The organism is Kitasatospora sp. NPDC088548 (assembly GCF_044753005.1).
Lineage (GTDB): Bacteria > Actinomycetota > Actinomycetes > Streptomycetales > Streptomycetaceae > Kitasatospora.
Genome location: NZ_JBIVMI010000027.1, coordinates 1 through 24881, shown reverse-complemented (window position 1 = coordinate 24881; position 24881 = coordinate 1). Strand labels below are relative to the sequence as shown.

Here is a 24881-nt window from a genome sequence, read left to right as displayed (position 1 = left end):
CTTCTACGCTGCCGGGCGAGTGCTCCGGCCGGACCCGGAGGTCGCGTCGCGGTACCAGTACTCGAGGGTCAGCACGTGCCACAGATGCTTGGAGAAGTCCCGCTGCCCGGCGGCGTCCTCGGCGACCATGCGCGCGAGCGCGTCGCGGCGCAGGAGACCGGAGTTGACGAGCACGCCGTCGTGCACCACCTCGCGCACCAGCGGTGCCAGGTCCCGGCTCATCCAGGCCCGCAGCGGGGCGCTGAACAGGCCCTTGGGCCGGTACACGATCTCCCGGGGCAGGATCGAGGTGGCCGCCTCCTTGAGGACGGCCTTGCCCTGCCGTCCGACGATCTTGCGGTCGCCGGGCACGGTGAACGCCGCCCTGACCACCTCGACGTCCACGTACGGCACCCGCACCTCGGTCGACGCGGCCATGCTGGAGCGGTCCGTGTACGCGAGGTTCAGGCCCGGCAGGAACATCCGCGCGTCGCCCAGGCACATCCGGTTGACGAAGTCGTCGAGGTCGTTGTCCTGGTAGACGTCCGCGTGTTCGGTCAGCACGTCCTGGACCGTCCCGGCCAGGTCCGGATTCACCAGGGCGAGCAGTTCCTCCTGGTCGTACATGGTGTAGCTGCGCCGGAACGCGGTCTCCTCCGGCAGATCGGCGAAGGAGAGGAACCGCTTCGCGAACCGCACCGACCGGTACCCCCGGCGGGCCGTGGCGACCGGCAGCCGGTCCACGGCCGCGGACAGGCCGCGCCGCAGGGGTCGCGGGACGCGCTGGTAACGCAGCGCGATCAGGTTGGCCAGGTGCTTGCGGTAGCCGGCGAACAGTTCGTCGGCCCCCATCCCCGAGAGCATCACCTTGACCCCGGCCTCCCGGGCGGCCGAGCAGATCAGGAACGTGTTGATCGCGGCCGGGTCGCCGATCGGCTCGTCCAGGTGGTACGTCATCCGCGGCAGCAGGTCGAGCACGTCCGGGGCGATCTCGATCTCGTGCAGGTCGACGCCGAACCGCTCGGCCACCTGCCGGGCGTAGCGCAGGTCGTCCGGCATCGCCTCGAATCTGGCGTCCTCGGCGCGGAACCCGATCGTGTAGGCGGAGATCCCGGGGTGGTCGCGGGCCGCCAGCGCGGTCAGGTAGCTGGAGTCCAGCCCGCCGGAGAGGAAGGTCGCCACGGGAACGTCGGAGAGCAGGTGACGCCTCGTCGACTCCTCGACGATGGCGGCGAGGTCCGGCAGTTCGCCGGCCCGGGCCCGCTCCCGGCCCTCGGCGGCGACGTCGCGCAGGTGCCAGAACCGGCCGCGCTCCACCCGGCCGTCGGGCCGGCACCGCAGCCAGCTGCCCGGCGGCAGCTTCTCCGCCTCGCGGAACGCGCACCGCGTGTCCGGCACCCAGTAGTACAGCAGCGAGGCCACCAGCGCCGCGTGGTCCACCTCCAGCGAGCCCCCGGTGGCGGCGGCCAGCGCCTTGAGCTCGGAGGCGAACACCAGGCCCTCACCGCGCCGCACCAGGAACAGCGGCTTGATGCCGAGTTGGTCGCGGGCGAGCACCAGCTCACCGGTTCGCTCGTCGAAGATCCCGAACGCGAACATGCCGCGCAGCCGGGGCAGGCAGTCCGTGCCCCAGCGCCGCCAGGCCTCCAGCAGCACCTCGGTGTCGGAGGTGCCACGGAAGCGCACTCCAGCGGCCGCCAGTTCGGCGCGCAGCTCGGGCGCGTTGTACAGCTCGCCGTTGTACGTCAGGACGAGGCCGTCCGAGACCATCGGCTGGGCGCCGGTCTCCGACAGGTCGACGATGGCCAGCCGGCGGTGCCCCAGGTGCACTTCGCCGTCACCGACGGAATGGCTGTACCGGCCCGCCCCGTCCGGACCGCGGTGGGCGAGGGTCTCGGTGAGCAGGTCGGTCACGGCCTTCCCGTCCGGCCATCGGTACGTGCCTGCGATGCCACACATGTCCTACCTCGCCTCCTGGTCGCTGTCGGGGACCCGTGCGGTCCACACCGGTAGTCGTTCCGTCCGCCGCCGGCCCGTGCCGATCTGCCGGGCCGGCCGCTCGTTGCGGCCGCTCGGCGCGACGTCGGTCCTGTCCCACAGCGTGCCGTCGGTCCGGTCACGCGGATCGGGGTCGATCAGCACCACCCCGATCACCGCGATGTGCTGGTCCGCGAGTTGGCGCGCCACGGTGTGCAGCCAGGCGGCGCTGCCGTGCCCGGCCCGCACGACGAGCACCGTCCGGGTGCCGAGGTGGCGAAGGTCGGTCCACGCCGTGCCGGGTGCCACCGAGCCGACGCCGAGCCGGTGTTGCTCACCCGGTACGGACTCGGCGCCCCCGCCGTCGACCACGGTCGGACCTCCGGCCTTGCGGCGGCGGCCGGCGAGCTGCGAGCCGGGCAGACCGTCCACGACGGCCACCGGCCCCTCGGCTTCCAGTGCCCCGGCGAGGTCCAGGGCGATGGCGCTCGCGTTGCGCGCACAGCCCAGTTCCAGCAGCGACACCGCCTCCTCGGAGCCGCGTACGGTGCGGGCCAGGGTCGTGGTGAGCCTGGCCCGGGCCGCCCGGGTCCGTTTGCGCTGCCACCGTCCGGCCGGCCGGTGGGGCAGCTCGGCGATGACCGAGGCGCCGAGGTCCGCCGCGATCTCCCGGCGCAGCACCGGGCGGTCCGCCACCACCGCGCCGACCGAGGCCACCGCGAGCCCGAGGACGAGGCCGAGGACGAGGCCGATGGCGGCGTCGGTCGCGGCGGTCTTCGGCAGGGACTGCTTCACCGCGTGCGGGGCGTCCACGATCTGGGTGCCGGCGACGAGCCGGGGCGTGCCGGCCCCAGCCGCCGCGGCGCGCTGGCCGAAGTCGGTGATCCGCGAGGTGAGATCGGCCCTGCTGGCGTAGAGCGACTCCAGGTTCGCCGATGTCTTCGGCCCGCTCTGCTGCGATCCGTCCCCGATCGCCTTGTTGACCTGGGCGAGTTCGTCCTTCATCCGGTCGCGCTCGTCGAGCAGGGCCTTGGCCTCGGCGTCCGCGGCCTGCTGTATCCGCTTCACGTGGCTTGCGACGAACGCCTCGGCGAGCGCCTTGGCGCGGGCCACCGCCTCCGTGTCGCTGTGTCCGGTCACGGTGATCTGCAGCAGGTTGTTGGTCAGGCCGAGGCCCCCGTAGTCCTTCAGGAAGTCCTCCGGCTTCTCCGAGGACCCGAGGGACTGGAGGGCCTGGCCGGCGATCCCCACGGTGTGCAGCAGGGCGGCGTCGGTGCGGATCAGCGTTCCGGGGTCGTTCGGCTGGTCCGCCTGATGCGCGACCAGCACCGTTGTCACCGCGCTCGGCGGCGCGGGCTGCAGGACGGCCGCGGCGGCGCCGAGCAGCAGCCCGATCAGGGCCAGGGAACACCAGAGGCGGCGGCGCCTGCGCACCGCGACCACCAGCGACTGGAGGTCCACCAGGGGAGGGGCGGCCGACGACTCCGCGGTCCTGCTCGTCGTCACTCCGAACCTCTCCTCGCATCGTCGCCGACCGCGAGCGCCGGCGTGGCGCCCTGACGGTCGGAGGATTGCGTCGTACGGGCCCGGACCGGGGCCGCGAGGACGATGCCGACGACCTCGTGCTTCGCGTCCGCACACGCCCCGGCGATGCCGGCGAGCTCCGCCGCGGTCCAGCTGCCCGCGCTGAGCACGACCAGGGCACCGGACTCGTCGTCACGGTCCGGCACCAGCGGCCGGGACACCGAAACCCCCACCACCCGCAGCATGGGGTATCCCCTGCTCGAAGAGCTCGGGGAGGGATCGCCGCCCGCCTCGGCCGCGAGCTGCCCGGCGGCCAGGCGGGCCGGCTCGTCGCCGTCCGGGACGACGACCAGCAGCCGCCGGGGGGACGGCAGCCGGTCCCGCAGGCGGGCGCACACCCGCTGGAAGCGGATCCGCCGGCTGGCCTCGTCACCGGAGGCCTGCGGGGCCGGCAGGTCCCACCGGACGTCGATGCCCAGCAGCCGGCGGATCCGGGCCCGCGGGCCACGGCCTTCCGGCCGGTGCCCGGGCAGGTCGGCGGGTACGTCGACGGTGCCGAGGAACGCCGAGCCCAGCGCTGCGGCGATCTCCGGTTCGGTGCGCAGCCGGCGACCCATCCGGGCGGCGGCGAGATGGCCGATGACCGCCGCCAGGAAGAACAACAGAGCACCGCCGACGATGAGTTGAATCCTCGTCGGCGCCACCGCGCCGGTCGGCCGGGCCGCCGGCCCCATGACGACCATGGCGGCCTTGGTGGAGGCCGGGTCGACCTGGTCCAGCTTCTTGACGGCCTCCTCCAGCGCGGTGCGCAGCTTCGCGAGTTCGGTGCGGGTCTGCACGCTCTCCACGGTCTGCCCCGGATTGGCCGAATCGGCCAGTTCGGTGATGCGCCGGCTGGCCTGAACCACCATCTGCCGAAGCGCCTCGGGCTGCGCCGCTCCGGGGTCGGTGCCGTCGCCCGCTATCCGCGCGCTGAACGCGACGAACTGCTTGGCCATCTGATCGGACAGCTGCTGTGCGCGCTCCGGGGTTTCGGCCGTACCCGAGACCTTGACGATGTTCCCGTCCGAGGCCGTGGCGCTCACCCGGTCCCGCAGCTGGGTGCCGTCGACGCCCTTCCAGCCGAGCGCGGCGGCCGCGCGGTCGATCACCACCGAACTGGTCGCGATCTCCGCCTGGGTCATCAGCTCGCGCTCCTGCCACACCCCAGGCAGCAGCACCGATGCCGACGTCGTGTAACTCGGCGGGAACAGCAGGGAGCTGCCGTAGCCGACGAGCGCACCCACCACGGCGAGGGCGGCGAGAAGCCGCCAGCGCCGACGGAGGATCCGACCGATCGTGACCAGGCGTATCGTTTCATCGCTCAACGGCGCGGCCTTCCCCCTGGCCGGTTCTGGTCGCCCGCCGACGCCGGAGCGTGGTCACGACAGGCGGCGGCGTAGGCGGCGAGCAGCGATCGCTGGGAGTTCCGCCAGGAGAGCGGCCCGTTGATCCGCTCCTGGCCGAGCTTGCCCATCAAGGCCCGCTTCTCCGGATCGTCCAGCAGCAGCGCGATGAGCCCGGCGAACCCGGCCTCGTCGTTGGCGGGCGCGTAGACGGCGGCGTCACCGGCGGAGACCCGGGCCTCCCGGAGGTCGAACGAGACGATCGGCCGGCCCATCGCCATGTACTCCAGGACCTTGTTCATGGTCGACACGTCGTTGAGCGGATTGCGCGGGTCGGGAGAAAGGCACACGTCCGCGGTGGACAGGTAGCGCGCCAGATCGGCGTCCGGAACACGCCCGGTGAACTGCACCTGCTCGGAGAGCCCGAGCCGCCGGGACAGCTCCACCATCGCGTCGAAGGCGTCGCCGGCGCCGACGAACACCGCGTGCCAGTCGGTCCGCCCGAGCTCGTCGCGCAGCTTCGCGAGGGCCCGCAAGGCGTAGTCGACGCCGTCCTGCGGGCCCATGACGCCGAGGTAGCACAGCAGATGAGGCTTGCCGCGCTTCAGCTCCGGCTCGGGCGGTACCGGCTGGAACCGGTCGGTGTCGGGCGCGCTGCGCACCACGAAGACGTCCGCCGGCCGTTGACCGCCACGGCGCAGCGCGACGTCCCGGTAGCTCTCGTTCGTGGCGAGCACGATGTCCGCGGCCCGGTAGGTCAGCCGTTCCAGCGCGCACACGGCGCGGTAGAGCAGATCCTCGCCGCGGTCGAACCGGGAGAGGTACAGCTCGGGTACCAGGTCGTGCTGGTCGAACACGAACCGCGCGCCGCGCCGCTTCAGCCACAGTGCCGGCAGGAACAGCAGGTCGGGCGGGTTGCAGGCGTGGACCACGTCGACCGGGCCGACCTTGCGGGCCAGCCGGACCGTGTGCCACAACGCCGATCCGTACTCCCGCAGGTAGCCGGCCGGCCCTCCGGTGGCCGCGCGCAACGGATAGCGGTGGATCCGCACCCCGTCGATGTCCGCTTCCGGTTCCGTGTCCCGCTTGCTCCCCCGGGGACAGATGACGTGCACCTCCCAGCCCGCGTCGCGCAGCGTCGTGCACTCCTGCCACACCCGCCGGTCGAACGGCACCGACAGGTTCTCCACCAGGATCAGCGCGCGACGGGCCGGCCCGTCGCCACTGACCGTGTCACCGAACGATGTGTCACCAGGCAAGGCCCACGTACCCCCGTTCGGTCCGGCGCGCCTCGGCGTCGGGAAGGTGGACGAGGTCGACGATCACCGGGCCGTCGCCATGGGGCAGCGCGGACAGCACGGCCGGATCCCTGGTCCCGACCACGCACACCTCGGCGTGCTCGAGCACCTCGCCGACGGACTCCGCGAGCAGCTGCGCGAGGTGCGGCAGCCGGGTCTCGATGTACTCCCGGTTCGCGCCGAGCAGCCGGGAGAGGTTCACGTTGGGGTCGTAGATCCGCAGGTCGTAACCCTTGCCGAAGAGCCTCTCCGCCAGCTCGACGAGCGGGCTCTCGCGGAGGTCGTCGGTGCCGGGCTTGAAGGACAGACCGAACAGGCCCACCCGACGCCTGCCGGTGCGCTCGACCAACTCCACCGCGCGCTGCAGGTGTTCGGAGTTGGAGGGCAGCACGTGGGAGAGGATGGGCACCGAGACGTCGGCCCGCTGCGCCGCGTGGACCAGGCTGCGCAGGTCCTTGGGCAGGCAGGAGCCGCCGAAGGCGAAGCCGGGCCGCAGGTAGGCGGGGCTGATGTTCAGCTTGCGGTCGGCCAGGAACACGTCCATCACCTGGTGCGAGTCCACCCCGAGCGCCTGGCACACCGCGCCCAGCTCGTTCGCGAAGCCGATCTTGAGGCCGTGGAACGCGTTGTCCGCGTACTTGATCGCCTCGGCCGTCGGGACCGGCACCCGGAACACCTCGCCGGGCAATCCCTCGTACAGCGCCGCGACCACGTCGCCGCTCGCCGGGTCGAGCTCACCGATGACGGTCTTGGGCGGGTCGAAGAAGTCCCGCACGCTCGTGCCCTCGCGCAGGAACTCCGGGTTGACCGCGACCCCGAAGTCCACGCCGGCCGTGCCGCCGGCGTACTTCTCCAGGATCGGTACCAGCAGGTTCAGGCAGGTGCCCGGGAGCATGGTGCTGCGGAACACGACGGTCTGCCGCCCGCCCCGCTCGGCCACCGCGGCACCGATCTGCTCGGTGACCCGCTCCAGGTAAGTGGTGCACAGGCTGCCGTTGGGCTCCGACGGCGTGCCCACGCAGACCAGCGACACCTCGCTGCCCATGATCGCCTCGCGGACGTCGGCGGTGGCGCGTAGCGCTCCGGCCCGCACGACCTCGGCGATGAGCTCGCCGATCCGCTCCTCGACCACCGGGGCCTTGCCGTCGTTGACCAGGTCGACCTTCACCTGGTTCACGTCCACCCCGATGACCTCGTGCCCCAGACTGGCCAGGCACGCGGCCGACACGCAGCCCACGTAGCCGAGCCCCAGGACGCTGACCCTCATGACCCGTTCCTCCCCTCGGGCAGGCCCTTCTGGCCGGCCATCCGCGCGCCGATCGGACGACGCCCCCCGCGCATCAGTAGGCCCCCTGCCCCTGAAGCACCGCACGCAGCGTCTTCCACAGAATCACCGCGTCAAGGGCGAGCGACCAGTCCTCCACGTACCGCAGGTCCAGCCGGACCGCCTCCTCCCACGGCAGGTCGCTGCGCCCGCTGATCTGCCACAGGCCGGTGAGCCCGGGCTTGACGAGCAGCCGCCGCCGGATGTCCGGGCCGTACGCGGCGGACTCCTCCGGTAGCGGAGGCCGCGGACCGACGAGCGACATCGAGCCGGTGACCACGTTGAGAAGCTGCGGGAGCTCGTCGATCGAGTACCGGCGCAGCACTCCTCCCACCCGGGTCACCCGCGGATCCCGGCGGAGCTTGAACAGCAGGCCGGCGCCCTCGTTGCGGTCGGCCAGCCCGGCACGTGCCCGGTCGGCCCCGGCGACCATGGTGCGAAACTTGACCAGGGTGAACTCGCGGCCGTCCTTGCCGACCCTGTGCTGTCGGAAGAACGCCCCACCCCGGCTGTCCACCAGTACGAGCAGCCCGACGAGCACCATCAGCGGCGCGAACAGGATCAGCAGGGCCGCGGCGCCCAGCCGGTCGACGACCTCCTTGACCACCCGGCGGCCCCCGGTGAAGGTCGGCATGCTGACCCGCAGCATCGGGATCCCGAGCACCGCGTCGACGTGCAGCCTCGGGCCGGCCACCTCCATCAGCACGGGGGCCACGACCATCTCGGCATCGCCGTTTTCGAGGTTCCAGGCCAGCCGCTGCAGCCGGTCCGGTGACCAGTGCGGGTCCGGTGTGATCGCAACGACACGGTAGCCGTCGCGGCGGACGTGGTTGGCGACGTCCGTCAGTCGGCCGACGACCGGCACTCCGTCCAGTCGGCCACCGTTGTCCCCGAGAGCGTACGGCGTGCACACCGCCTCCACCCGCCAGCCGAGGTGCGGGAACTTGCGGGTCCGGGTGATCAGGTCGCGCACGGTGGCCGGGCTCCCGGCAGCGAGCACCGGGCGCAGGCACCGTCCTTCCTTCCGCCGTTTATGCAGCCAGAGGCGCAGCAGATACCGCTCGGTCATGGTGATGAGCGTGATCGCCGGGATCGCGACGAAGATCCAGAGCTTGATGTTGCGCGAGGTGAGGGCGATCCCGCCGAGCGCCAGTACGACGGCCGCCGTGAACAGTGAGCGTCCGAGCCGGCGGAATTCCTCGGCGCCCTGGCCGAGCACGGCCGGAGCCCACGACCGGGTCATCGCGAGCGCTCCCAGCACCAGCAGCTCGGTGCCGAAGGCGAGAATTCCCCACTTCTCGTGCCAGTTGGCCGCGTCCCGAACCCCGAAGAAGCCGCCTATCGCCGCTACCACGAAGGCGGTGGCCACGGTATCGCTGATGATCACAGTACGGCGGTACTGCTGCTCCCAGTCGATCTCGGGCCGGCTGATTATCCCGTTCATCGGGCGCCCCCGCGCCGATAGAAACGGGCTGACTAATTCCTCTTCCCCCTGCTCCACAGCCCGCTCCAGGTCACCAGTGGGTTCGACGTGTTCGCTCCACACGGTTCCTCCCCCCGGGAGGCCCGCGCCTCCCGCACTGTTCCTCCCCTTGGGAGGCCCCGCCTCCCGTGCCGCGCTGTTCCTACCCCCGGGAGGCCCCACCCCCCGCGGACGGCAAACCGGCTATTGCAGCGCTACTCGAACATCCCGCCCAGGCGCCGGCAGACCCGAATGTCCTGCCAGAGTCCCGAGATGCGCGGGAAACCGTCGACGGTCGCTCTCCACACTCAAAGCCCCCTCTCGGGCGCCAAGAATTGATCACCCCACGTCTGCCGCCGGGGACGCGACTACCGGCCGTCCGCAGCACCGGACCTGTAGATCATTATTTGTCGCCTCGCGTCCGACCATGCGAGGCGAAAATCAATCTAGAGCATCGAGGCCGCCCAAAGAGGGGGATATGTGAAACGCGTGCTCGAGATTTGAAGTGGATCTACCGAACGATGACTGCCGACGGGTGCCCTGAAGACGAAGACCCGCGTTGTGACCTGTGATGACGGGAGCTCTCCGGGCTGCCGGCACCGGCAATCCCGAGGCGTCCCGCCACTGCCGCCCGGGCCGCGCTCAGGGCACGGGCGAAGCCACCTGTCCGCCGGCGCCGCGCGGCGAGGATGCGCGCCTGGCGGCGCGGGCCCCGGCGAGATCCGCAAGACACTGGAGATCGTCTTCAAAGGGTCGGATCCAGACTGGCAGCACAGCCGTGCCGGCGTTCACCGGGTCTTGAGCAGGTAGGGGGGCGGTGCGGCGCGCACCGGCCCCGGTCTCGGACCGGGGCGGGTGCGCCGTACGGCGGTTACTTGCACTTCTCGTCGATCTTGTACTGGAGTGCCCGCGGGTAGTCGTGCCGGCTGAGCCGGACCCGGGCCAGGATCGGGGCGTGGTTGATGTCGTTGCCCGGATCGGCAATGTCGAGCAGCAGTGAATCGAGCTCGGTGTGGGTGGTGACCTCGTACCCGTGCATCCGGTCCTTTTCCGTACCGAAGACCTCGGCCAGCTTCTCGTACCGCCACGGGTGCAGCACGTTGTAGAAGTCGGCCCCGTCGGACGGCTTCTCCTTGTAGTAGCAGGGGCTGACCAGCATCTGCTCGATGCCGTAGAAGCCCTCGTTGTCCAGTACGAAGACCACCGGCCGCAGGTGGTGGCGCACCTGGGTGGACAGCTCCTGGCAGATCTCCTGGAACGAGCCGTCCCCGACGAACACCAGCGGCCGCTTCATCGGTTGCTGTCGGCCCAGCGCCACGCCGGTGGCCGCGCCGACCGAGTAGCCGATGGACAGCCAGCTGTTCTGCGCCAGGAAGCCGGCCCGTTCGGTGATCCGCAGGTTCATGGACCCGAGCAGCGCGAACGCCGCGTCCGAGACCACCGTGAACGGCGAGGGGGCCTGCGGGTCCCCGCCGGTGGCCTGGTGCTCCAGGAAGAAGTTGACGTGCTGGAAGAAGCTGTCGTACGTCAGCTCCGCCGGATACCGGGCGGAGCTCAGCGAGTCCAGGAAATCGGACGTGCTGGCCGGGACGTCCAGGCCCGCCGCGTGCGCCAGCGCGAAGTGGTCGGCCGCGAACGTCTGTCCCGCCAGTGCGTTGCGCAACGCCGGTACGAACCGCCCCAGTTGGACCTCGGGGAAGTACCTGGCGCCGACGCTGACGCCGTCGCGGGCCGCCACGATCCAGTCATCGCCGATCGACTGCTCGCCGCCGAGGTTCTTGGACGTGGACCAGGTCCCCAGGCCGATCCGGCACCCGGCGTTCTTGAAGGTCTTCCGGATCTCCGGCAGGCTCGCCTTGCCGTTGTAGACGCCGGCGAACTGCGGATGCCGTTCGGAGACCACGGACTTCGCGCCGACCGTGGTGCAGAACTGCATCCGGGTGCTCTGGACGAACTCCAGCAGTTCGCCTTCCAGCCGCTGGCGGACCAGTTCCTCGCCGGCCCAGACGATCGGCGTGCCGAACTCACTGATCAGCTCCACCGCCGCCGTGACCGCCTTGGCCAGCATCTCCTCGTTCCGCTTGGTGAACGTCCGCTCACGAGCCCGGAGTTCACCCTGCGGAGGATCGCACGGCGCGTGCCAGAGGTCCTCCATCACCTCCAGGTAGACCGGCTTGCGCCCGGTCAGGCACGCGGTGATCGCGCTGTCGATCTGCCAGGGCGCGAGCCCCGGGTTGGAGAGCACCTGCGCGTCCACCGTGACCTGCCGGTAGATGTCCAGGTTGCTCTCCCGGCGCCAGCTCATGTGCGAGGTGAGCAGGCCGACCGCCTGGTAGTTGAGCCACTGTTCGTACGAGGGCGCCGCGTTGATCGCGATCAGCGGCACGTCCTCGACGTACGCGCCGCCGATCGTGTTGAGCAGGCTGAACGCGCCCACCCCGTAGGTCACCGCGACGGCGCCGATGCCCTGCTCGCCCTTGTCCAGGTCGGCGTCGGCGGCCCGCACCCGGGCGTAGGCGTCCGCGGCGTAGCCGCCACCCATCTCGGTCGGGGTTCCGATCCAGCGCACCCCGGTGGTGGCGTGCATGATCGTCAGGAACGGGCCGAGGAAGTCGCCCGGCACCCCGAACAGGTACCGGATGCCCAACTGCTCCAACCTGGTGGCCAGGTAACGGCCCACTGTCCAATCGTCATCGCCGCTCATCTGCTCAGCATCTCCTCTCGGCGTTCCCGGCGGACCTGCGCCTCGGGCCGGATCTCCGGTTCCGCCGGGGGTGGCGGCGGTGGCGCCTCGTGCACGGCGATGGCCGCCCGGACGGCGGTTTCCACCGCGCCCTCGATCCAGGCGTGCTTGAGCGAGACGTGCTCGCCGGCGAAGTGCACCGGGCCCTCCGGCTTGACCACGTCGAGGTGGAAGCTGGTCATCTGGTGCGGGGTGTAGACGGCTGCCTCGCCGAAGGCGTACGGGTCGCGCAGCCAGCTCTGGGTCTTCCCGTAGCCGGTGTAGAACACCTCGATCCGCCGGCCGTGCACCGACTGGAGGTTGCGCAGCGCGTAGACGTACCGCTCGTAGTCCTCCATCGAGTCCCAGCGCACCGCGTCGTCCGACCAGCTGTAGCTGGCCAGCACCACGCCGCCGCCGTCGCTGTCGGGCACCGGGTGCGAGGGGTAGTACATGAAGCGGTTCGGGTTGTCGGTGGTCGAGCCGCCACCAATGCAGTTGGTGGCGGGGCGCACGCTCGCCCGGTGCAGCGGGGTGTGCCGGTAGGCCTCCAACTGGTCCTGGCCGATCCGGTTGGAGTCCACGCTCCGGTGGGCGCCGAGCAGCACCTTCGGCAGGTTGGGCGGGGGCCGGTGCCCGTTGTGCGCGGCCGCGACGGCCGCCTCGGCGTCCTCCTCGCCGGCCCGCTGGTAGTACTCGTACAGGCCCGGCTCAATGGAGTCGAGCTCGGCCTTCCAGTCCGCCTCGGTGAACTCCCACCACCGGCGGGAGAATTCCAGCAGCACCTTGGTGGCCTGGTCGTAGTGCGTCTCGATGATCGCCCTGCGCTTCTTGTACGAGAACGGGGGTGCGACCTGAACGAACCGCAGCGCGGAGAACGGGACGGTGACGATCGCGAAGTCGCCCTTCCAGACCGTGGGTTCGGCCTCCGGGTTGCCCTCGGGCACGGTGTGGACGGCGACCTGCGGCCCGTTCGGTCCGACGTCCTGGCCGGCCCCGCCGTCGCGGCGCGGGTCCCAGTACTCCATTCGGATCATCCGCTCGCCCATTTCGAGCTCGTCCCGGAGGTCCTCGGCGAGGGCGTAGGGCAGTTGCCAGCTGCCGCCGACGATCTCCCAGTAGGTGGCGTCCGGGTTGATGTCGCTGCGGCCCAGGAAGGTGTGGAAGAAGGACAGGTGCAGCCGCGAGGTCATGTTCTCGATCGTGCCGATCGCCTCGATGGCCTCGTCGCTGAAGCCCGCGTACTCGCGCAGGAAGCGGCCCATCGAGTAGCCGTCGAAGTCGCGGATCACCCGGGCCCAGCCGTCCAGCCACTCGGCGAACGGCTTGCGCACCCGCTTGCCGTTCTCAATGTACGAGTAGTAGTCGCGGACCGGCTCCAGTGCCTGGTTGACCATCTCGGCCGCGGTGATCCGCGCCTCGTCGCCGGTGAGGTGGAAGCCCTCGTTGATGCCGCTCGGGTCGGCGGCGTACTCGCTGCGGCGGGCCTGGATCCGGTTGGTGCGGATCCAGCTGTTGAAGCGCTTGACCGGCTCGCGGAAGTCCGGGCTGTCCTCGCCGTACTTCCAGACCTTGTCGTCCTCGAAGGACTCGTAGACCACCGGCGGGACGGGCGCGTTCTGGTTGCCGGTGTCGGGGTCGACGTCGACGTTGTAGAACAGCTGCCTGCGCAGGCCGAGGCTGTCGACCAGGGCCAGGGTGAGCGGGTGGAAGCTGGGCAGCCGCATCGCCCCGGCCTCCCCGTACTGCTCCGGGTCGTAGAACGGGCCGTCCTGCTCGTCGCCGGTGGAGCGGAAGGTCTTGATCCGCCCGCCGACCCGGCTGGCGTTGGCCTCCAGGATGGTGACGTTGTGCCCGGCGTCCTTGAGCAGCTTCCCGGCGACCAGACCGGCGATCCCGGCGCCGACGATCAGCACGTCCTTGGGCTGGTCGGTCTTCGGGACGCCCTCCTTGATCAGGACGTCGAGGTAGCGCAGTTTCAGGTCCTTGTCGTCCGGACCGACCAGCAGCAGCTCGCGGGCCAGCTCCTGGCAGGTTCGCCGGCGGGCGCGGTCGTTGGCCGTGCCCTCGACGGTGGGGTTCTCGCTCATGGCTTCTCCTCGCCGCTCAGGAGCCGATCGACTTGTTGGGGAGGTCCTTGCCCTCGGCGAGCAGCCGCAGCGTGCTGATCGAGGGGGTGAAGGCGTAGAGCGCGCCCGTGGTACGGACGAAGCGCTTCATGTCGACCGTGCCGGAGGTACCGTCCGCGAGCTCGATCGAGGCCTGGCCGGCGAGACCGATGACCTTGTCGAAGCCGTTGGCGACCACCTGGTCAGGCCGGCTCTCCCCAGGGGGGAACGTGTCGGAGTTGGACCAGTGCTGCTGGACCAGTTCGAACTGCTCCTCCAGCGAGCTGCCGTAACAGACGAACATCAGCCCGCGGTCCTTGCCGTCGTCCGGGCCGCCCTTGAACTCAGGGCCGTACGGGATGCCGCGGCGCATCAGACGGTGGCTCTTCGGCTTGTTGTCGACGATGCCGGCGAAGGCGCGCGGATGGGTGCGGCGGATGTGCGCGGCCCAGGGGGTGTGCTGGCCGATGGCGTCGTTCACGTAGTCGAAGTCGTTGCGGTCCGAGCCGAGGCCGGTCACGGCGCTGCACGGCGGGGCGAGCGGTGTGCCGTCCTTGGCCCGGCCGACCAGACAGGCACCGAGCCGGTTGGCGTCCATGTTCCCGGTGAAGTCCTTGACGCCGTCCACCACGGCCTTGTTCCAGCCGGCGACGTCCTGGCGAAGGCGGCGCACCACCTGGAGGGAGCCGTTCTTCATCCACGCCGGCGCCTTCCGGTCGCCCTGTTCGCTCTTGTAGCCGAAGACGAACTCGCCGGGTTCGATCAGCTCGGTCCCGGCGTGGTTGTCGCGGAAGCCCTTGCGGCCCGCGTCCTCGCGGTGGAAGTCCTTGACGCCGGGCTGGGAGATGCCGTCCTTGTAGCCGAAGTGCTCGTGGCCCTTCAGGTCGCCCGTCAGGGTGCGGCCCTCGTCGACATGGACGCGCGTGATCTGGTGGGTCTGCTCGACCGTGTCGAGGTTCTTCAGCTTCTCCCTCAGCAGTTCCTCGGTGTCCGCGGCGACGACGAGGACCGCGTGCACGACCTTGTCGCCGGTCCCGGCCCCGAACAGCCAGGTCTTGGGGTCGCTCTCGCCGGTGTCCCCGAGATCCTGGGCCCGCGCGGCCGCGCCCGCGCAGAACGACGCGAAGGCGCTGAGGTCCTTCTTGATCTGGTCGGGCTTGTTGGCGACCGTCACGAGGCCCTCGAAGGTGAGGGAGACCCCGCAGCGGACGGCCGTGATCGCGGGGTCGCGGCCGAAGGCCCGGCGGGCCAGCGAGAACTGCTCGTTGAAGTCCTCCGTCTCATTGGTCGTCGCGACGGTGTTGAGGATCGCGGAGAGCCAGCCGCGGCCCCTGGCGGCGTCAGGGAAGTGCAGGTAACGGAAGTCCGTGAAGTCCTTGTTGAACGCGGCCAGGATGTTGCCCTGGATGTCGGTGGACCCACGCAGCTCCGGCTGGGGCAGCTGCTCGACGGATGGGACGGCCGTGGGACGGATGGGAGTCATGGTCACGGTGGGGCTCCTCGCGTGAGGTGGCGGGCGGCAGCGGATTCGCACACGGACGGCGCGGCGCCATCGATCACAAGAAGTGACGAATCGGATACCTAGAGTAGGTTCGCTGTCGCCGACGGGACCTGTCAAACGGAGGTCAGCCCCTCGGCGGGGTCACCCGGCGCCGCCCGGCTGTACGACCCCGAATACGCCGGGACCTGGGACCGCTTCGATGCCAAGTTCGACTTCCGGCCCAGCATTTACGAGTTCCCGGGCACACGGAGCCCTCGCCTTCGATCACGTGGAGTCTCGACGAGCTGAACGACGACCCCGGCTACCGAAAGCTCGACCGTCTGGTCGACGTCGTGCGGGACGGCCTCGCCGGCTGCAGCAAGCCAGGGGAGTCGCTCCGGATACTGGACTGGCAGCACACCTGTTACGGGCTCCGTCCGGATCTCCCGAAGACCGATAGTCCCGGGGTGAAGCCCACTGGGCTCCTCCCCCTGCCTGTACAGCCGCATCGTCGCCGTCCACCGGCCCGACGCGGACGAGGCCGTCCGACGCCTGCTGGACCTGATCGAGCGGAACGTTTCCAGCGTCTCCCGCACCACCCCGCAGGTGAGGCCTGCTGTCCCCATCGGCGTTCAGCCGCGTCCACGGACACCGAACGGCCGGTCGATCCTCGGATCGACCGGCCGTTCCCCGTGGTCAACCGACACGGCCCCTTCCTCTCCCCGGCTCCTGCGCTCCTCGGGCACAGCAGCCCTCGGAGGTCACCGGGGGGTGATCTCGCCCATCTCCCCCCAGCCGTCCATGCCGGGGATCTCGATCGAGACGATCTGCGGCTTGGTGGCCACCGCGTACGACAGGTCGTCCATGGCCTTGGTGAAGTGCGCGGACTCCACGTGCTCCTTGCCCGCGTCGCCGTCGCGGAACGCCTCGACCAGGACGAACTCGTTGGGGTTGTCGACGCTGCGGGACCACTCGAAGAAGAGGTTGCCGGGCTCGTTGCGGGTGGCCTGGGTGAAGTCGTCGACCAGGCTGAGCCAGTCGTCGGCGCGCTCGGGGCGGACCGCGAACTTGACCGTGATGAAGATCATGGGACTTCCTTTCGCTCCACGTTCACACGTGGCAGTGCGGGTAAGGGCAGGCTACTCAGCGAGCACGGTGGCAATCGTCGCAGGTCAGACGGGTGGTCTGCGACACAGGAGGCGACACGCGACCCAGGCCGGTCAGCCGGTGGACCCCGACACCACCGGACCGGACTCGTACACGATCACCACCGCGTGGTTCTGACGTGCCTCGCGCACCGCCCCGCGCGCTCTGCCGCCACGCCCGACGAGGCGGCGAACCTCGGCACCGGCAGGTCACCGAGGCCCGCGCCGAACTGGAGGCGACCGAGCGGCGCCACCGCGACGCCGTCCACCGGCGCGGCCGGCCCGCCAACAGGCCACCGGCCGCCAGCCGCCAGCCGCCAGCCGCCAGCCGCCGGGAAAGTCCCCCGGTTGCGATCCCGGGAGACCGCCGCCATCACCGCCCGATGTCGATCAGCACGGTCCTCGACGGGATGACGGAGGGGTGGTTGACGATGGGTCAGGTCGGCGCAGGCTACGTCGGATCGCCGCTGTGCCCGCGCCGTACCCGGCGTGGCGACGGGTGGCGTGGTGCTCCTCTCGGTGGGGTTCGGGGTGTCCATCCGGCCCAACTGGTGGCCGGGGTTGTTCAGGGGAGTGTGTGGAGGGTGGCGAGGAGCTCGGCCTCGACGACGGCTGTGGGGGTGTAGAGGGTCTTGTCCTGCCACAGGGGCGGGTTCGCGGGGGCGTCGGTCAGGTGGTCGGCGAGGTAGGTGCGGGCGCGGGTGAGGGGCTCGGTGGGGGTGGTCGGGGCGGCGAGCAGGATCTGGCTGCCGTAGGCGGTTTCCTCGGCGCTGGGGCCCCAGATGCCCCAGGAGCCGTCGGGGTGCTGGGTCCGCATCGCCCATTCGGCGGCGCGGCGCAGTGCGGGGCGGGCGGTGGAGCCGCCGTGGCGGGCCAGTGCGGTGGCGGCGCGGCTGGTCGCGTACAGGGGTGAGGCGTGCCACTTGTCGGTCCAGTGGCCGGCGGGGGTCTGCTGGGAGGTGAGCCAGGTGCGCAGTGCGGCGACTGCCTCGCGGTGGGCCGGGTGGTGGGGCAGGCAGGCGCCGAGCGCGAGCAGGGCGTGGGCGTTGGCGGAAAGGGAGCCGGTGTCCTCGCCGAGGTAGCAGGCGAAGTGGTCGCCGGTCCGGAACGGGGCGAGCGCGTCGTGGTCGTGCGGCAGGCCGAGTTCGGCGGCGACGAAGAGCGCCATGGCGGTGTCGTCGGCGTCCGGCGCGAGTCCGGGTGCGCCGCGCACGCTGCCGTGCTCGGTGAGGGGTTCGAGCCATCGTCGGGCCAGGTGTTCGGCTCCGGTCAGCAGTCCGGTCTTGGCGAACGCGGAGAGGACCCAGAGGCGTTCGAACGCCGCCAGTGGGGCCGTTTCGGGCAGCAGGCCGCGGTAGCGGTGCGCGGTGGCTTCGAGGGCGGCTGCGGCCGGGCGGTGGGAGGGGGAGGCGGGTGTGGTGGCGAGCCAGGCGGCGGTGGCGGCGGGCGAGGCGCCGAGCAGCCCGGTGGGAGGCGGCGGGACGAGGCGGTCGGGGATCCGGGCGGCCAGTGCCTCGTAGCAGTGGTGCCATTTGACGGGCAGCTGCGGCAGCCGGTGGAGCCGGTGCGTGAGCGCGGTGGGAAGGTCGGCGGGTTGGCCGCAGAGCGGGCCGAGGCGGGGTGAGTGGTGCAATGCGGGGTACCGGCCGCTGGCCGGGGCGTCGAGGAGCCGGTTGACCTCGGCCAACAGGGCGGGGACGAGAAGTTCGACGGCTGCGGTGTCCGGTGGTGCGCCGTGGCCGGGTATGTGCCGCAGGGCGGCCAGGGCACGGGTGACGGCTGCCGGGATCCGGCCTTGTGGCGGCTCGTCGTGCAGGTGGGACAGCAGCGCGGCGGTGGCGCTGAGGGTCGGAAGCACCTGGTGTCCGGTGGAGCCGGTGCCCCACCGGCCGTCGGCCCTCTGCTGGTCGAGGAGCCATCCGACTCTCTTCGCGGCGCCGGGCAGGCGGGGCAGGTGGGCGTGGACGCGTGCGGTCTCGTAGACGGACGGGGTGAACTGCCCCCACGGGTCGGCGTCGACCTGTTCGAGGAGGTGCCGCGCCCGCTCGGCGCGCTGCGCGGGTCCGCCGGGGCCGGGCGGCGCGCCGGGGCCGGGCAGGGCGGGCCTGGCGACGGTGTGGTTCATGACGCCGGGCACTGCCGCTGCGGCGGGGTGTCGATCCCGCTGGGTACGGTGACGGTGGCCCTCATGCGGCCGGGGTTGAGGGTGAGTTGCGGGAGCCGGGGCAGTGCGAGGCTGTCGGGGGTGAGTTCGAGGTGCCAGCGGCCGACCATGGAGGCGAGCAGCAGGACGCCCTCGACCATGGCGAACCGGTCGCCGACGCAGGAGCGGGCGCCGCCGCCGAAGACGGTGGCCGGGGCCTGCGGAGTCCGTTCTCCTGCCTGCCAGCGGCCGGGGTCGAAGCGGCCGGGGTCCTCGTAGAGCGCGGGCAGGCGCCCGATCAGGTAGGGGCTGTAGGCGACGGTCGTGCCGGCCGGCAGGTGGTGTCCGCCGAGTTCGGTGGCGCCGGTGGTCTCCCGGGTGAGGAACCAGCCCGGCGGGTACATCCGGATCGCTTCGGTGAGGACCTGCCGGGTGTAGCCGAGTCGGGGCAGGTCCTCCCAGGTCGCGGCGCGTCCGCCGAGGACGGTGCGCGCCTCGGTGCGCAGCTTCTCCTGGGCGTCGGGGTGGGTGGCGGCGAGGTGGAGCGCCCAGCAGACCGCGCCCGCGGTGGTCTCGGTGCCCGCGGTGTACATGGTGATGGCCTGGTCGACGAGTTCGTGGTCGGTGAAGGCGTCGGCGTCGCTGTCGGGGTCGCGGGCCGCCAGCAGCAGGGACAGCAGGTTCGGGGCGGCGTCCGCGGCCGTGTCGGCGCTGCGTTGGTCGGCGATCAGCCGGCCCAGCTCCTGGCGGATGCGTTCGGTGGCTCTCCGGTGGCGCAGGTTTCCGGGGATGGGGAGTGCGCACAGCGCCTCGGGCATGAGGATGCGCCGGGAGAAGCCCGCCATCATGACGGTGAAGTCGGCGGCCAGGCGGGCGTGGGCGGCCTCGTCCAGGCCGGTGCCGAAGAAGGCGGCGATGACCACGCCGGCGGTGATCTTCCGGGCCTCCTGGGTGAGGTCGATCCGCTGCCCGCTGCGCCAGCTGCCGAGAGCCTTCTCCACGCGGTCGGTCATGACCTGGGCGTAGCCGGGCAGTCGGGGCTGGTGGAACGCCGGTTGGACGAGGCGGCGCTGGCGGCGGTGGTCGCTCGCGGGGCAGCTGGCGACACCGTGCCCGCCCGCCTCGCGCAGCCGCTGGTAGAGCGGGCCGCCCTTGTCGAAGACCCGGTCGTGGACCAGCATCGTCCGGGTCAGCTCCGGGTCGCACACCACGACGATCCTGCGGCCGGCGAGGCGGACCTCCACCACTTCGCCGTACGCCGGAAGCCGCTCCAGGAACGCCAGCGGCGCGCGCAGGAGGGCGACGGTGTGTCCCAGGAGCGGTAGCGCGCCGGGCACTTGGGGCAGTACCGGGCCCCCGCTCATGCGTGCCGCCCGTCGTCGTCGGAGAGTGGTGCGCGCGGCGCCGGCCCGGTTCCGTAGCGGCCCGGCAGACCGTTGGAGAGCAGCCCGGCGAGGAAGTCGTCCAGCGCGCCCAGGTAGGCGCCGGCCTGTGGGGCGCCGACCGCCACGGCGGCGCGCCGTACGCGGTACCGGTCGAGCGCCGTGTCGAGCATCGTTCGCACGACCGCGGCGGCTTCCGCGTTCGGGCGCCCGGTGTCGCGTGCGGTGATCGTGATCAGGTTGGACAGGTCCTCGGCCCGTCCCCGGTGCGCCTGTTCCCAGGCGAAGGAGACGAGGTCGTTGTGGATCAGGACGACGTCGCAGAACTCGGTCAGCAGCCGGCGGGTCACCGGGGCGTCGTGCAGGCCGGCCGGGAGTTCGCGGCCCGTCGTCCATTCGAGCAGCGGCGGGAGCAGACGGGCGAAACTCAGGTGGCGCCGCATGGCGAGGTAGTCGGCCGCGCGGACGTCGCGGGCCGAGTGCTCCCACAGCACGGCGAGGAGGTAGCCGCGGACCGCGTCCGCCAGCCGGCCGAACTGCGCAGGGGTGAGCCGGCGACGCAGTTCGGCGCTCACCGCCGCGAACGCGGCGACCGCCGCGCCCTGCCCGGTGCCGCAGCCGGCAGGCGACTCGCCGGCGCCGTCCAGGTCCAGGACGGCGACGAGGCCGGCGATCGCGGCGGCCGTGTCCGCAGCCTCGGGGCCGGTCCCGGGCTCGTGGAGGTCGTCGAAGGCCGTGAACCAGGTGAAGGCCTCGGTGATGATCCGCTTGCCGTCCGCGTCGGCCGCCGGAAAGCACCGGGCCACACTGCCGCCGATCCCCGTGCGCAGCAGACGGTCCCTCACCTCGCCCTCGGGCACCATGCCCCAACGGTGCAGGAACGCGGCGACAGCGACTTCGGGCCCCGCGAGACCGGTGCCACCGGCGCTCACCGGACGGCCCGTCGCGTTCGCCGCCGTCACCCGACGTCCTCGCCGCGCACATTCACTCCCTTGGCCCGCGCCGTTGTGTCACAGCATCAAACTGCGTTGTCCGACGCGCGATTGATACCCGCCGTCCCATCCGCCACACCCACGCTTCCACCGCTTCCCCGCCCCTTCGCGGCCTTCGGGTCGGGTGCGGGCTCCGGTGACGGCCGACCTCCTGGGACTGACTCCCGCATGTCGCACGGTGGGACGACTGCTGCAACCCTGCGGACATGGCGGGGCCGACGGCCTGCGACGGCGTGCCATCGCGCCCGGGACCAGGCGCGGTGGGGGTGCTGCCGACGACCCGCGGCGCCAGCCTGCGTCCTTCAAGTGCGCGAACACCTCGAAGACCTCGACGACGACCTCACCGAACACACCGGCCCGGACACCGACCCCGAGGACACCGGCCTGCGCCTCACCCCCTCGACCCCAGGCGCCCCGCCCGCGACCTCCTCGAAGACCTCCTCACCGGCATCCACGGCTGCCAGCTCCTCCACGAGGAATACGACGACCCCGACGACGAGGACGCCGATGCCGACGAGGCGGAGGACCAGGACGACGAGCACGCCGAACAGCACCTGACCCGCCACCGAGACTGCCCGCCCGGACACACGACGCATCCCTCGACAATCACCCAGGGTGACAACGGAGGGCTCTGACCACCCGCTCCCCTCGGCGACTCCGCGCGACAGCCGTCGACCTGTCGGCAACCGCACGTTCACCCAGGCCGTCGACGCCTGCCCCGCCGAACGTGATCCACAAGGCCGCGAGCCGCTGAAGGGAGCCGTAGGCGATCTGAGCGCAGGTCAAGGGATCACGCCAGGTCAGAGCTATGCCGTCATGCGGCGGGCCCGGTGCGGTGGGCTTCGATGAAGCCGGGGGCGCCGGGGCCGGCGGCGGGCGGGAGGGGGCGGGCGTGGGTGGTGGCGAGGTGGTCGAGGGAGGTGAGGTGGGTGGTCCAGCCGCGGGCGGCGAGCCAGTCGTGGGTGCCGGGGCCGAGGCCGCCCCGCCACAGTGCGGTGATGTGGGCGAGCGCCGGGTCCTGCGGGGTGCCGGTGACGTCGCGGCCCTGTTCCAGCAGCAGGCGGCTGCCGGGGGCGGAGAGCGCGCCGACGGCGGCGAGCAGGCCGGCCGCCTCGTCGGCGCTCAGGTAGACCAGCAGGCCCTCGGCCAGCCAGGCGGTGGGCCGCCCGGGGTCGAACCCGGCCGCGGTGAGCAGGGCGGGCCAGTCGGGGTCGACCAGGTCGGCGGCCAGCGGGACGCGTTCGCAGGCGGGGGCGGCACCGAGCCCGTCCAGGACCCGCTGTTTGAAGGCCAGCACCGGGGCGAGGTCGAGTTCGAACAGTCGGGTGCCGGACGGCCACGCGAGCCGGTGGGCGCGGGTGTCCAGGCCGGCCGCGAGCAGCACGACCTGGCCGGTTCCGGCGGCGAGGAGGCGGTCGTCGTAGAAGCGGGTGCGCAGGATGCCCTGGGCGACCAGGCGCCTGGCGAGAGGTCCGTGGGGCCCGTCGGGCAGCGGCATCCCGGCGGCGGCGACGAAGGCGGCGGCGTAGGGGTCGGTGAACAGCGGTTCGGGCCGGGCGCTCTCGTAGGCCCGCACCAGGGCGACGGACAGGGCGGTGCGGGACACCGGGCTCAGGGCCTCGGGGGTCTGGGGCGTCATGGCCGAGAACTTACATCGGCACCGATGCATCTGTGAAGATGTATTCTTTCGGGGTGGACGGCGTACGGCTTCTCAGACTCGGCAAGCGGCTGACCGAACTCGGCCGGGAGATGGTCACCGACCCGGCTTCGCAGACCCTCACCCCCGGCGAGGTCGCGGTGATCGCCGACGTGTTCGGCCACCCCGCCAGCTCCGTCCAGGAGATCCGGGTGCGGACGGGCTTCGCGCAGAGCCACGTCTCCGGGTCGGTCGCGCGGCTGCGCGAACGCGGGCTGCTGGACGCGGCCGCCGACCCGTCGGACGGCCGGCGCACCCTGCTCACCGTCTCCGCGATGGCCCGCCAGGCCGTCCACGGCTGGGTCGCCGAACCGGTGGAACCGGTGATCGCCCGGGCGGTGCCGGACGATCAGCGGGCCCGCCGGGCGGTGGAACTGCTCGACGAACTCGCCACCCTGCTGCTGCCCTGACGCACCCCGGGCCCGGCGCACCGTCGGCCCGGTCGGCCGGGGGTCAGGGACGCCAGTAACCCTGGGCGCACAGACGGGGTTTGGGCACGGTCAGGTCCCGGCGAGTGCGGGACGGTGTCCCGTCGGGCCTGGGGGGCAAGCCGCGGACCGATTTATGAAACCACCGGCGACCATTCCCCACGAACCCGTCAATTCACCCGGCCGCCCCGACCACGCCCGACGGCCCGGACCACCCCGAAGCGGCCCCGGCGACCCCCGGACGGCCCCCGGGTCCCGGGATGGCAGGGCTGACGAACACCGAGCGTCACCGAACCCGCAACACCCGGAGCGCCCCGAACGACCCGTCAGCCGCTGGTGAGTGGTTAGACCAATCCGGGCACGGAGGCCAGAAACCCCGAAAACACGCCGACTCTCACTCCGACCGCCGAACGAGGTCACACCCCGAAACGCCCCCGAGAGCACACCGGGAGCACCGGGGTCTGCCCACGGGAACGCCCACGGCGGCAGCCCGGACAGGCCCTCTGGCAGCCGAAGCAGGCGCGCCGCCTGGCACCGATCTGGCTGGGACGAGGCTCCAGCCGGGGCGTCGATCGGGGGACGGCAACGCCGGGCAGCATCGCGGCGGCCTGGCCTCCGGCATGACCGCCCCGGTCCAGCCCGCTCAGGTGCAGCAGGCGTGTCTGCTGCACCAGCGGTGTCGCAGCCGCGGGCTACCCTCCGCCACATGGATGATCAGTTGTGGGTGGGTGTGCGGGAGCGGGTGCAGACGCTGGCCGGCGCATCGGTGACGGGGCCTCGGCCCGTGTTCGGGGCGATCGGCCACCAGTTCCGGCTCGAGCCTGTGCTGTCACCGGCTGAGCTGGCCGAGTTGGAGGCGCAGATCGGCGTCCGGTTGCCGCAGGAGTACCGGACGTTCCTGCTGACGGTCGGCGCGGGCGGGGCGGGGCCGGCCTGACCCGACAAAATCACTCGTCCCACCAATTTCCCTACGTCGCGGGGTAGCCGATCCCGGCGATGTCCTCAGCAAGGTCCGCGAGAGTCAGCTCGGTATTGAGGGCACGGACCACGTCATCGGTGAGTGGCCGCAGTGCACAGACGTGCCTGACGGAATCCAGGTCGACTGGTACCTCGTAGTAGTCGACGGCGAAGCTCACGTACGCCTCCGGAGATCGGTCGACGAGGAGGTCGAACAACCAGTCGGCCCCGTCGGGGTCGACGTGTCCCTCCGGAAAATCAATCTCCCCCGTTTGCCAACTCTCGTCAGTCGTCCTGCGCCACAGGCAGGCCGTCACCGTCGGAACGCCGTCGTCGCTGAACGCAGGCTCCTCCACACACGACCGGAACTCTTCGGGAACAGAGTCCACCACGCCCGGCCACACTCCGTCCTCGACGTAGGGGCTCATCGGCGACTCGTGGTCAAAGCCCCGAACGTACACACCGGCCGGAGCGAAGACAATCGAGTACTCGTCCCCCGAACCGTTGCACATCGACGCCATCTCCTCCGTCGGCGACCACCGCGCATCGAAGGAGTAGTAGCGCGAGGACCAATCGGGACTGAGGATCGCATCCAGCATCGCCAAAGCCCGGCAGTGGTCCCGCAAGACATCGGGATCGGGCAGAGAACGGGCGACATCGTTGACGGTCATGCCGACCATCCAAGCGGACCCCAGTGACAACCAGCACGGTCGCCGCCAAACCGCCACACAAGGGACGTCGGCAACCAACCGGGACTGAACCGCTGCGGGTTTGACCGAGACTTGTTCTCTTGGAAGGATCGAGTCCGTTATGAGGAAGCCATACCCCAGTGAGGTCCGGGAGCGGGCGGTGCGCCTGGTGCTGGAGACCCGCGATCAG

18 protein-coding genes and 1 pseudogene are annotated in these 24881 nt (G+C 71.4%); 3 read left to right on the top strand and 16 right to left on the bottom strand.

All coding sequences use genetic code 11. The annotated features are described in order from the left end of the window. Positions 1-3 precede the first annotated feature (3 nt). The 9 genes from asnB to ACIP82_RS28740 all read right to left on the bottom strand — a co-directional run bounded on the left by asnB (position 4) and on the right by ACIP82_RS28740 (position 15262). Positions 4-1938 (bottom strand): asparagine synthase (glutamine-hydrolyzing), encoded by a 1935-nt coding sequence (asnB, locus tag ACIP82_RS28780; protein WP_400657487.1) that lies wholly within the window; start codon positions 1936-1938, stop codon positions 4-6. Between the two features lie 3 nt (positions 1939-1941). Then, on the bottom strand, positions 1942-3462 hold the full coding sequence (locus ACIP82_RS28775) for a Wzz/FepE/Etk N-terminal domain-containing protein (RefSeq protein ID WP_400657484.1): 1521 nt from the start codon (positions 3460-3462) through the stop codon (positions 1942-1944). Continuing rightward, the gene (locus tag ACIP82_RS28770) at positions 3459-4847 is read right to left on the bottom strand and encodes a Wzz/FepE/Etk N-terminal domain-containing protein (RefSeq protein ID WP_400657481.1); all 1389 of its coding nucleotides are present in this window, start codon (positions 4845-4847) and stop codon (positions 3459-3461) included. Before ACIP82_RS28770 ends, ACIP82_RS28775 begins: the two co-directional genes overlap by 4 nt. After that, a complete protein-coding gene (locus ACIP82_RS28765; RefSeq protein ID WP_400657479.1) occupies positions 4844-6124 on the bottom strand; it encodes a glycosyltransferase family 4 protein in 1281 nt (426 codons plus the stop codon). The genes ACIP82_RS28770 and ACIP82_RS28765 overlap by 4 nt, the downstream gene beginning before the upstream one ends. After that, on the bottom strand, positions 6114-7430 hold the full coding sequence (locus ACIP82_RS28760) for a nucleotide sugar dehydrogenase (protein WP_400657477.1): 1317 nt from the start codon (positions 7428-7430) through the stop codon (positions 6114-6116). Before ACIP82_RS28760 ends, ACIP82_RS28765 begins: the two co-directional genes overlap by 11 nt. Positions 7431-7503: 73 nt before the next feature. Continuing rightward, on the bottom strand, positions 7504-8931 hold the full coding sequence (locus ACIP82_RS28755; protein WP_400657475.1) for a sugar transferase: 1428 nt from the start codon (positions 8929-8931) through the stop codon (positions 7504-7506). An 889-nt stretch (positions 8932-9820) separates the two neighbouring features. Further along, positions 9821-11653: an alpha-keto acid decarboxylase family protein gene (locus ACIP82_RS28750; RefSeq protein WP_400657472.1), complete on the bottom strand. Its 1833-nt coding sequence runs from the start codon at positions 11651-11653 to the stop codon at positions 9821-9823. Next, the gene (locus ACIP82_RS28745) at positions 11650-13761 is read right to left on the bottom strand and encodes an FAD-dependent oxidoreductase (protein WP_400657470.1); all 2112 of its coding nucleotides are present in this window, start codon (positions 13759-13761) and stop codon (positions 11650-11652) included. Before ACIP82_RS28745 ends, ACIP82_RS28750 begins: the two co-directional genes overlap by 4 nt. 16 nt (positions 13762-13777) lie before the next feature. Next, the gene (locus ACIP82_RS28740) at positions 13778-15262 is read right to left on the bottom strand and encodes a Dyp-type peroxidase (RefSeq protein ID WP_400657633.1); all 1485 of its coding nucleotides are present in this window, start codon (positions 15260-15262) and stop codon (positions 13778-13780) included. A 128-nt stretch (positions 15263-15390) separates the two neighbouring features. Here ACIP82_RS28740 and ACIP82_RS28735 point away from each other — a divergent pair. After that, positions 15391-15699, top strand: a pseudogene (locus ACIP82_RS28735) (DUF2716 domain-containing protein); the annotation flags it as partial. 321 nt (positions 15700-16020) lie between these two features. On the opposite strand, the gene ACIP82_RS28730 reads toward ACIP82_RS28735, so the two are convergent. From ACIP82_RS28730 to ACIP82_RS28705, 6 genes are all read right to left on the bottom strand, one after another. Continuing rightward, complete coding sequence (locus ACIP82_RS28730; protein WP_400657468.1) at positions 16021-16347, bottom strand: putative quinol monooxygenase; 327 nt, start codon at positions 16345-16347, stop codon at positions 16021-16023. A gap of 622 nt (positions 16348-16969) precedes the next feature. Further along, a complete protein-coding gene (locus ACIP82_RS28725; protein WP_400657466.1) occupies positions 16970-18529 on the bottom strand; it encodes a prenyltransferase in 1560 nt (519 codons plus the stop codon). Continuing rightward, positions 18526-19911, bottom strand: a complete 1386-nt coding sequence (locus ACIP82_RS28720; protein WP_400657463.1) for a cytochrome P450 — start codon at positions 19909-19911, stop codon at positions 18526-18528. Before ACIP82_RS28720 ends, ACIP82_RS28725 begins: the two co-directional genes overlap by 4 nt. After that, positions 19908-20891 carry a hypothetical protein gene (locus tag ACIP82_RS28715; protein ID WP_400657461.1) on the bottom strand — a complete coding sequence of 328 codons (984 nt, stop codon included), beginning with the start codon at positions 20889-20891 and terminating at the stop codon, positions 19908-19910. The genes ACIP82_RS28720 and ACIP82_RS28715 overlap by 4 nt, the downstream gene beginning before the upstream one ends. 332 nt (positions 20892-21223) lie before the next feature. Then, on the bottom strand, positions 21224-21463 hold the full coding sequence (locus tag ACIP82_RS28710) for a hypothetical protein (RefSeq protein WP_400657459.1): 240 nt from the start codon (positions 21461-21463) through the stop codon (positions 21224-21226). 272 nt (positions 21464-21735) lie between these two features. After that, positions 21736-22560 carry an SAM-dependent methyltransferase gene (locus ACIP82_RS28705; RefSeq protein ID WP_363607695.1) on the bottom strand — a complete coding sequence of 275 codons (825 nt, stop codon included), beginning with the start codon at positions 22558-22560 and terminating at the stop codon, positions 21736-21738. Positions 22561-22598: 38 nt separating this feature from the next. Between ACIP82_RS28705 and ACIP82_RS28700 the strand changes: the two genes are divergently transcribed. Continuing rightward, positions 22599-23027 carry a MarR family transcriptional regulator gene (locus tag ACIP82_RS28700; protein WP_400657631.1) on the top strand — a complete coding sequence of 143 codons (429 nt, stop codon included), beginning with the start codon at positions 22599-22601 and terminating at the stop codon, positions 23025-23027. A 724-nt stretch (positions 23028-23751) separates the two neighbouring features. Next, complete coding sequence (locus ACIP82_RS28695; protein WP_400657456.1) at positions 23752-23982, top strand: SMI1/KNR4 family protein; 231 nt, start codon at positions 23752-23754, stop codon at positions 23980-23982. A gap of 31 nt (positions 23983-24013) precedes the next feature. Here the strand turns inward: ACIP82_RS28695 and ACIP82_RS28690 are convergent, their stop codons facing one another. Then, positions 24014-24673 (bottom strand): hypothetical protein, encoded by a 660-nt coding sequence (locus ACIP82_RS28690; RefSeq protein ID WP_400657454.1) that lies wholly within the window; start codon positions 24671-24673, stop codon positions 24014-24016. Positions 24674-24881: the final 208 nt, after the last annotated feature.

Coding starts and splice junctions, on each gene's coding strand:
- asnB (WP_400657487.1), bottom strand. CDS start 1,938: ATGTGTGGCATCGCAGGCACGTACCGATGGCCGGACGGGAAGGCCGTG.
- ACIP82_RS28760 (WP_400657477.1), bottom strand. CDS start 7,430: ATGAGGGTCAGCGTCCTGGGGCTCGGCTACGTGGGCTGCGTGTCGGCC.
- ACIP82_RS28755 (WP_400657475.1), bottom strand. CDS start 8,931: ATGAACGGGATAATCAGCCGGCCCGAGATCGACTGGGAGCAGCAGTAC.
- ACIP82_RS28750 (WP_400657472.1), bottom strand. CDS start 11,653: ATGAGCGGCGATGACGATTGGACAGTGGGCCGTTACCTGGCCACCAGG.
- ACIP82_RS28745 (WP_400657470.1), bottom strand. CDS start 13,761: ATGAGCGAGAACCCCACCGTCGAGGGCACGGCCAACGACCGCGCCCGC.
- ACIP82_RS28740 (WP_400657633.1), bottom strand. CDS start 15,262: ATGACTCCCATCCGTCCCACGGCCGTCCCATCCGTCGAGCAGCTGCCC.
- ACIP82_RS28730 (WP_400657468.1), bottom strand. CDS start 16,347: ATGATCTTCATCACGGTCAAGTTCGCGGTCCGCCCCGAGCGCGCCGAC.
- ACIP82_RS28725 (WP_400657466.1), bottom strand. CDS start 18,529: ATGAACCACACCGTCGCCAGGCCCGCCCTGCCCGGCCCCGGCGCGCCG.
- ACIP82_RS28720 (WP_400657463.1), bottom strand. CDS start 19,911: ATGAGCGGGGGCCCGGTACTGCCCCAAGTGCCCGGCGCGCTACCGCTC.
- ACIP82_RS28705 (WP_363607695.1), bottom strand. CDS start 22,560: ATGACGCCCCAGACCCCCGAGGCCCTGAGCCCGGTGTCCCGCACCGCC.
- ACIP82_RS28700 (WP_400657631.1), top strand. CDS start 22,599: ATGTATTCTTTCGGGGTGGACGGCGTACGGCTTCTCAGACTCGGCAAG.
- ACIP82_RS28695 (WP_400657456.1), top strand. CDS start 23,752: ATGGATGATCAGTTGTGGGTGGGTGTGCGGGAGCGGGTGCAGACGCTG.
- ACIP82_RS28690 (WP_400657454.1), bottom strand. CDS start 24,673: ATGACCGTCAACGATGTCGCCCGTTCTCTGCCCGATCCCGATGTCTTG.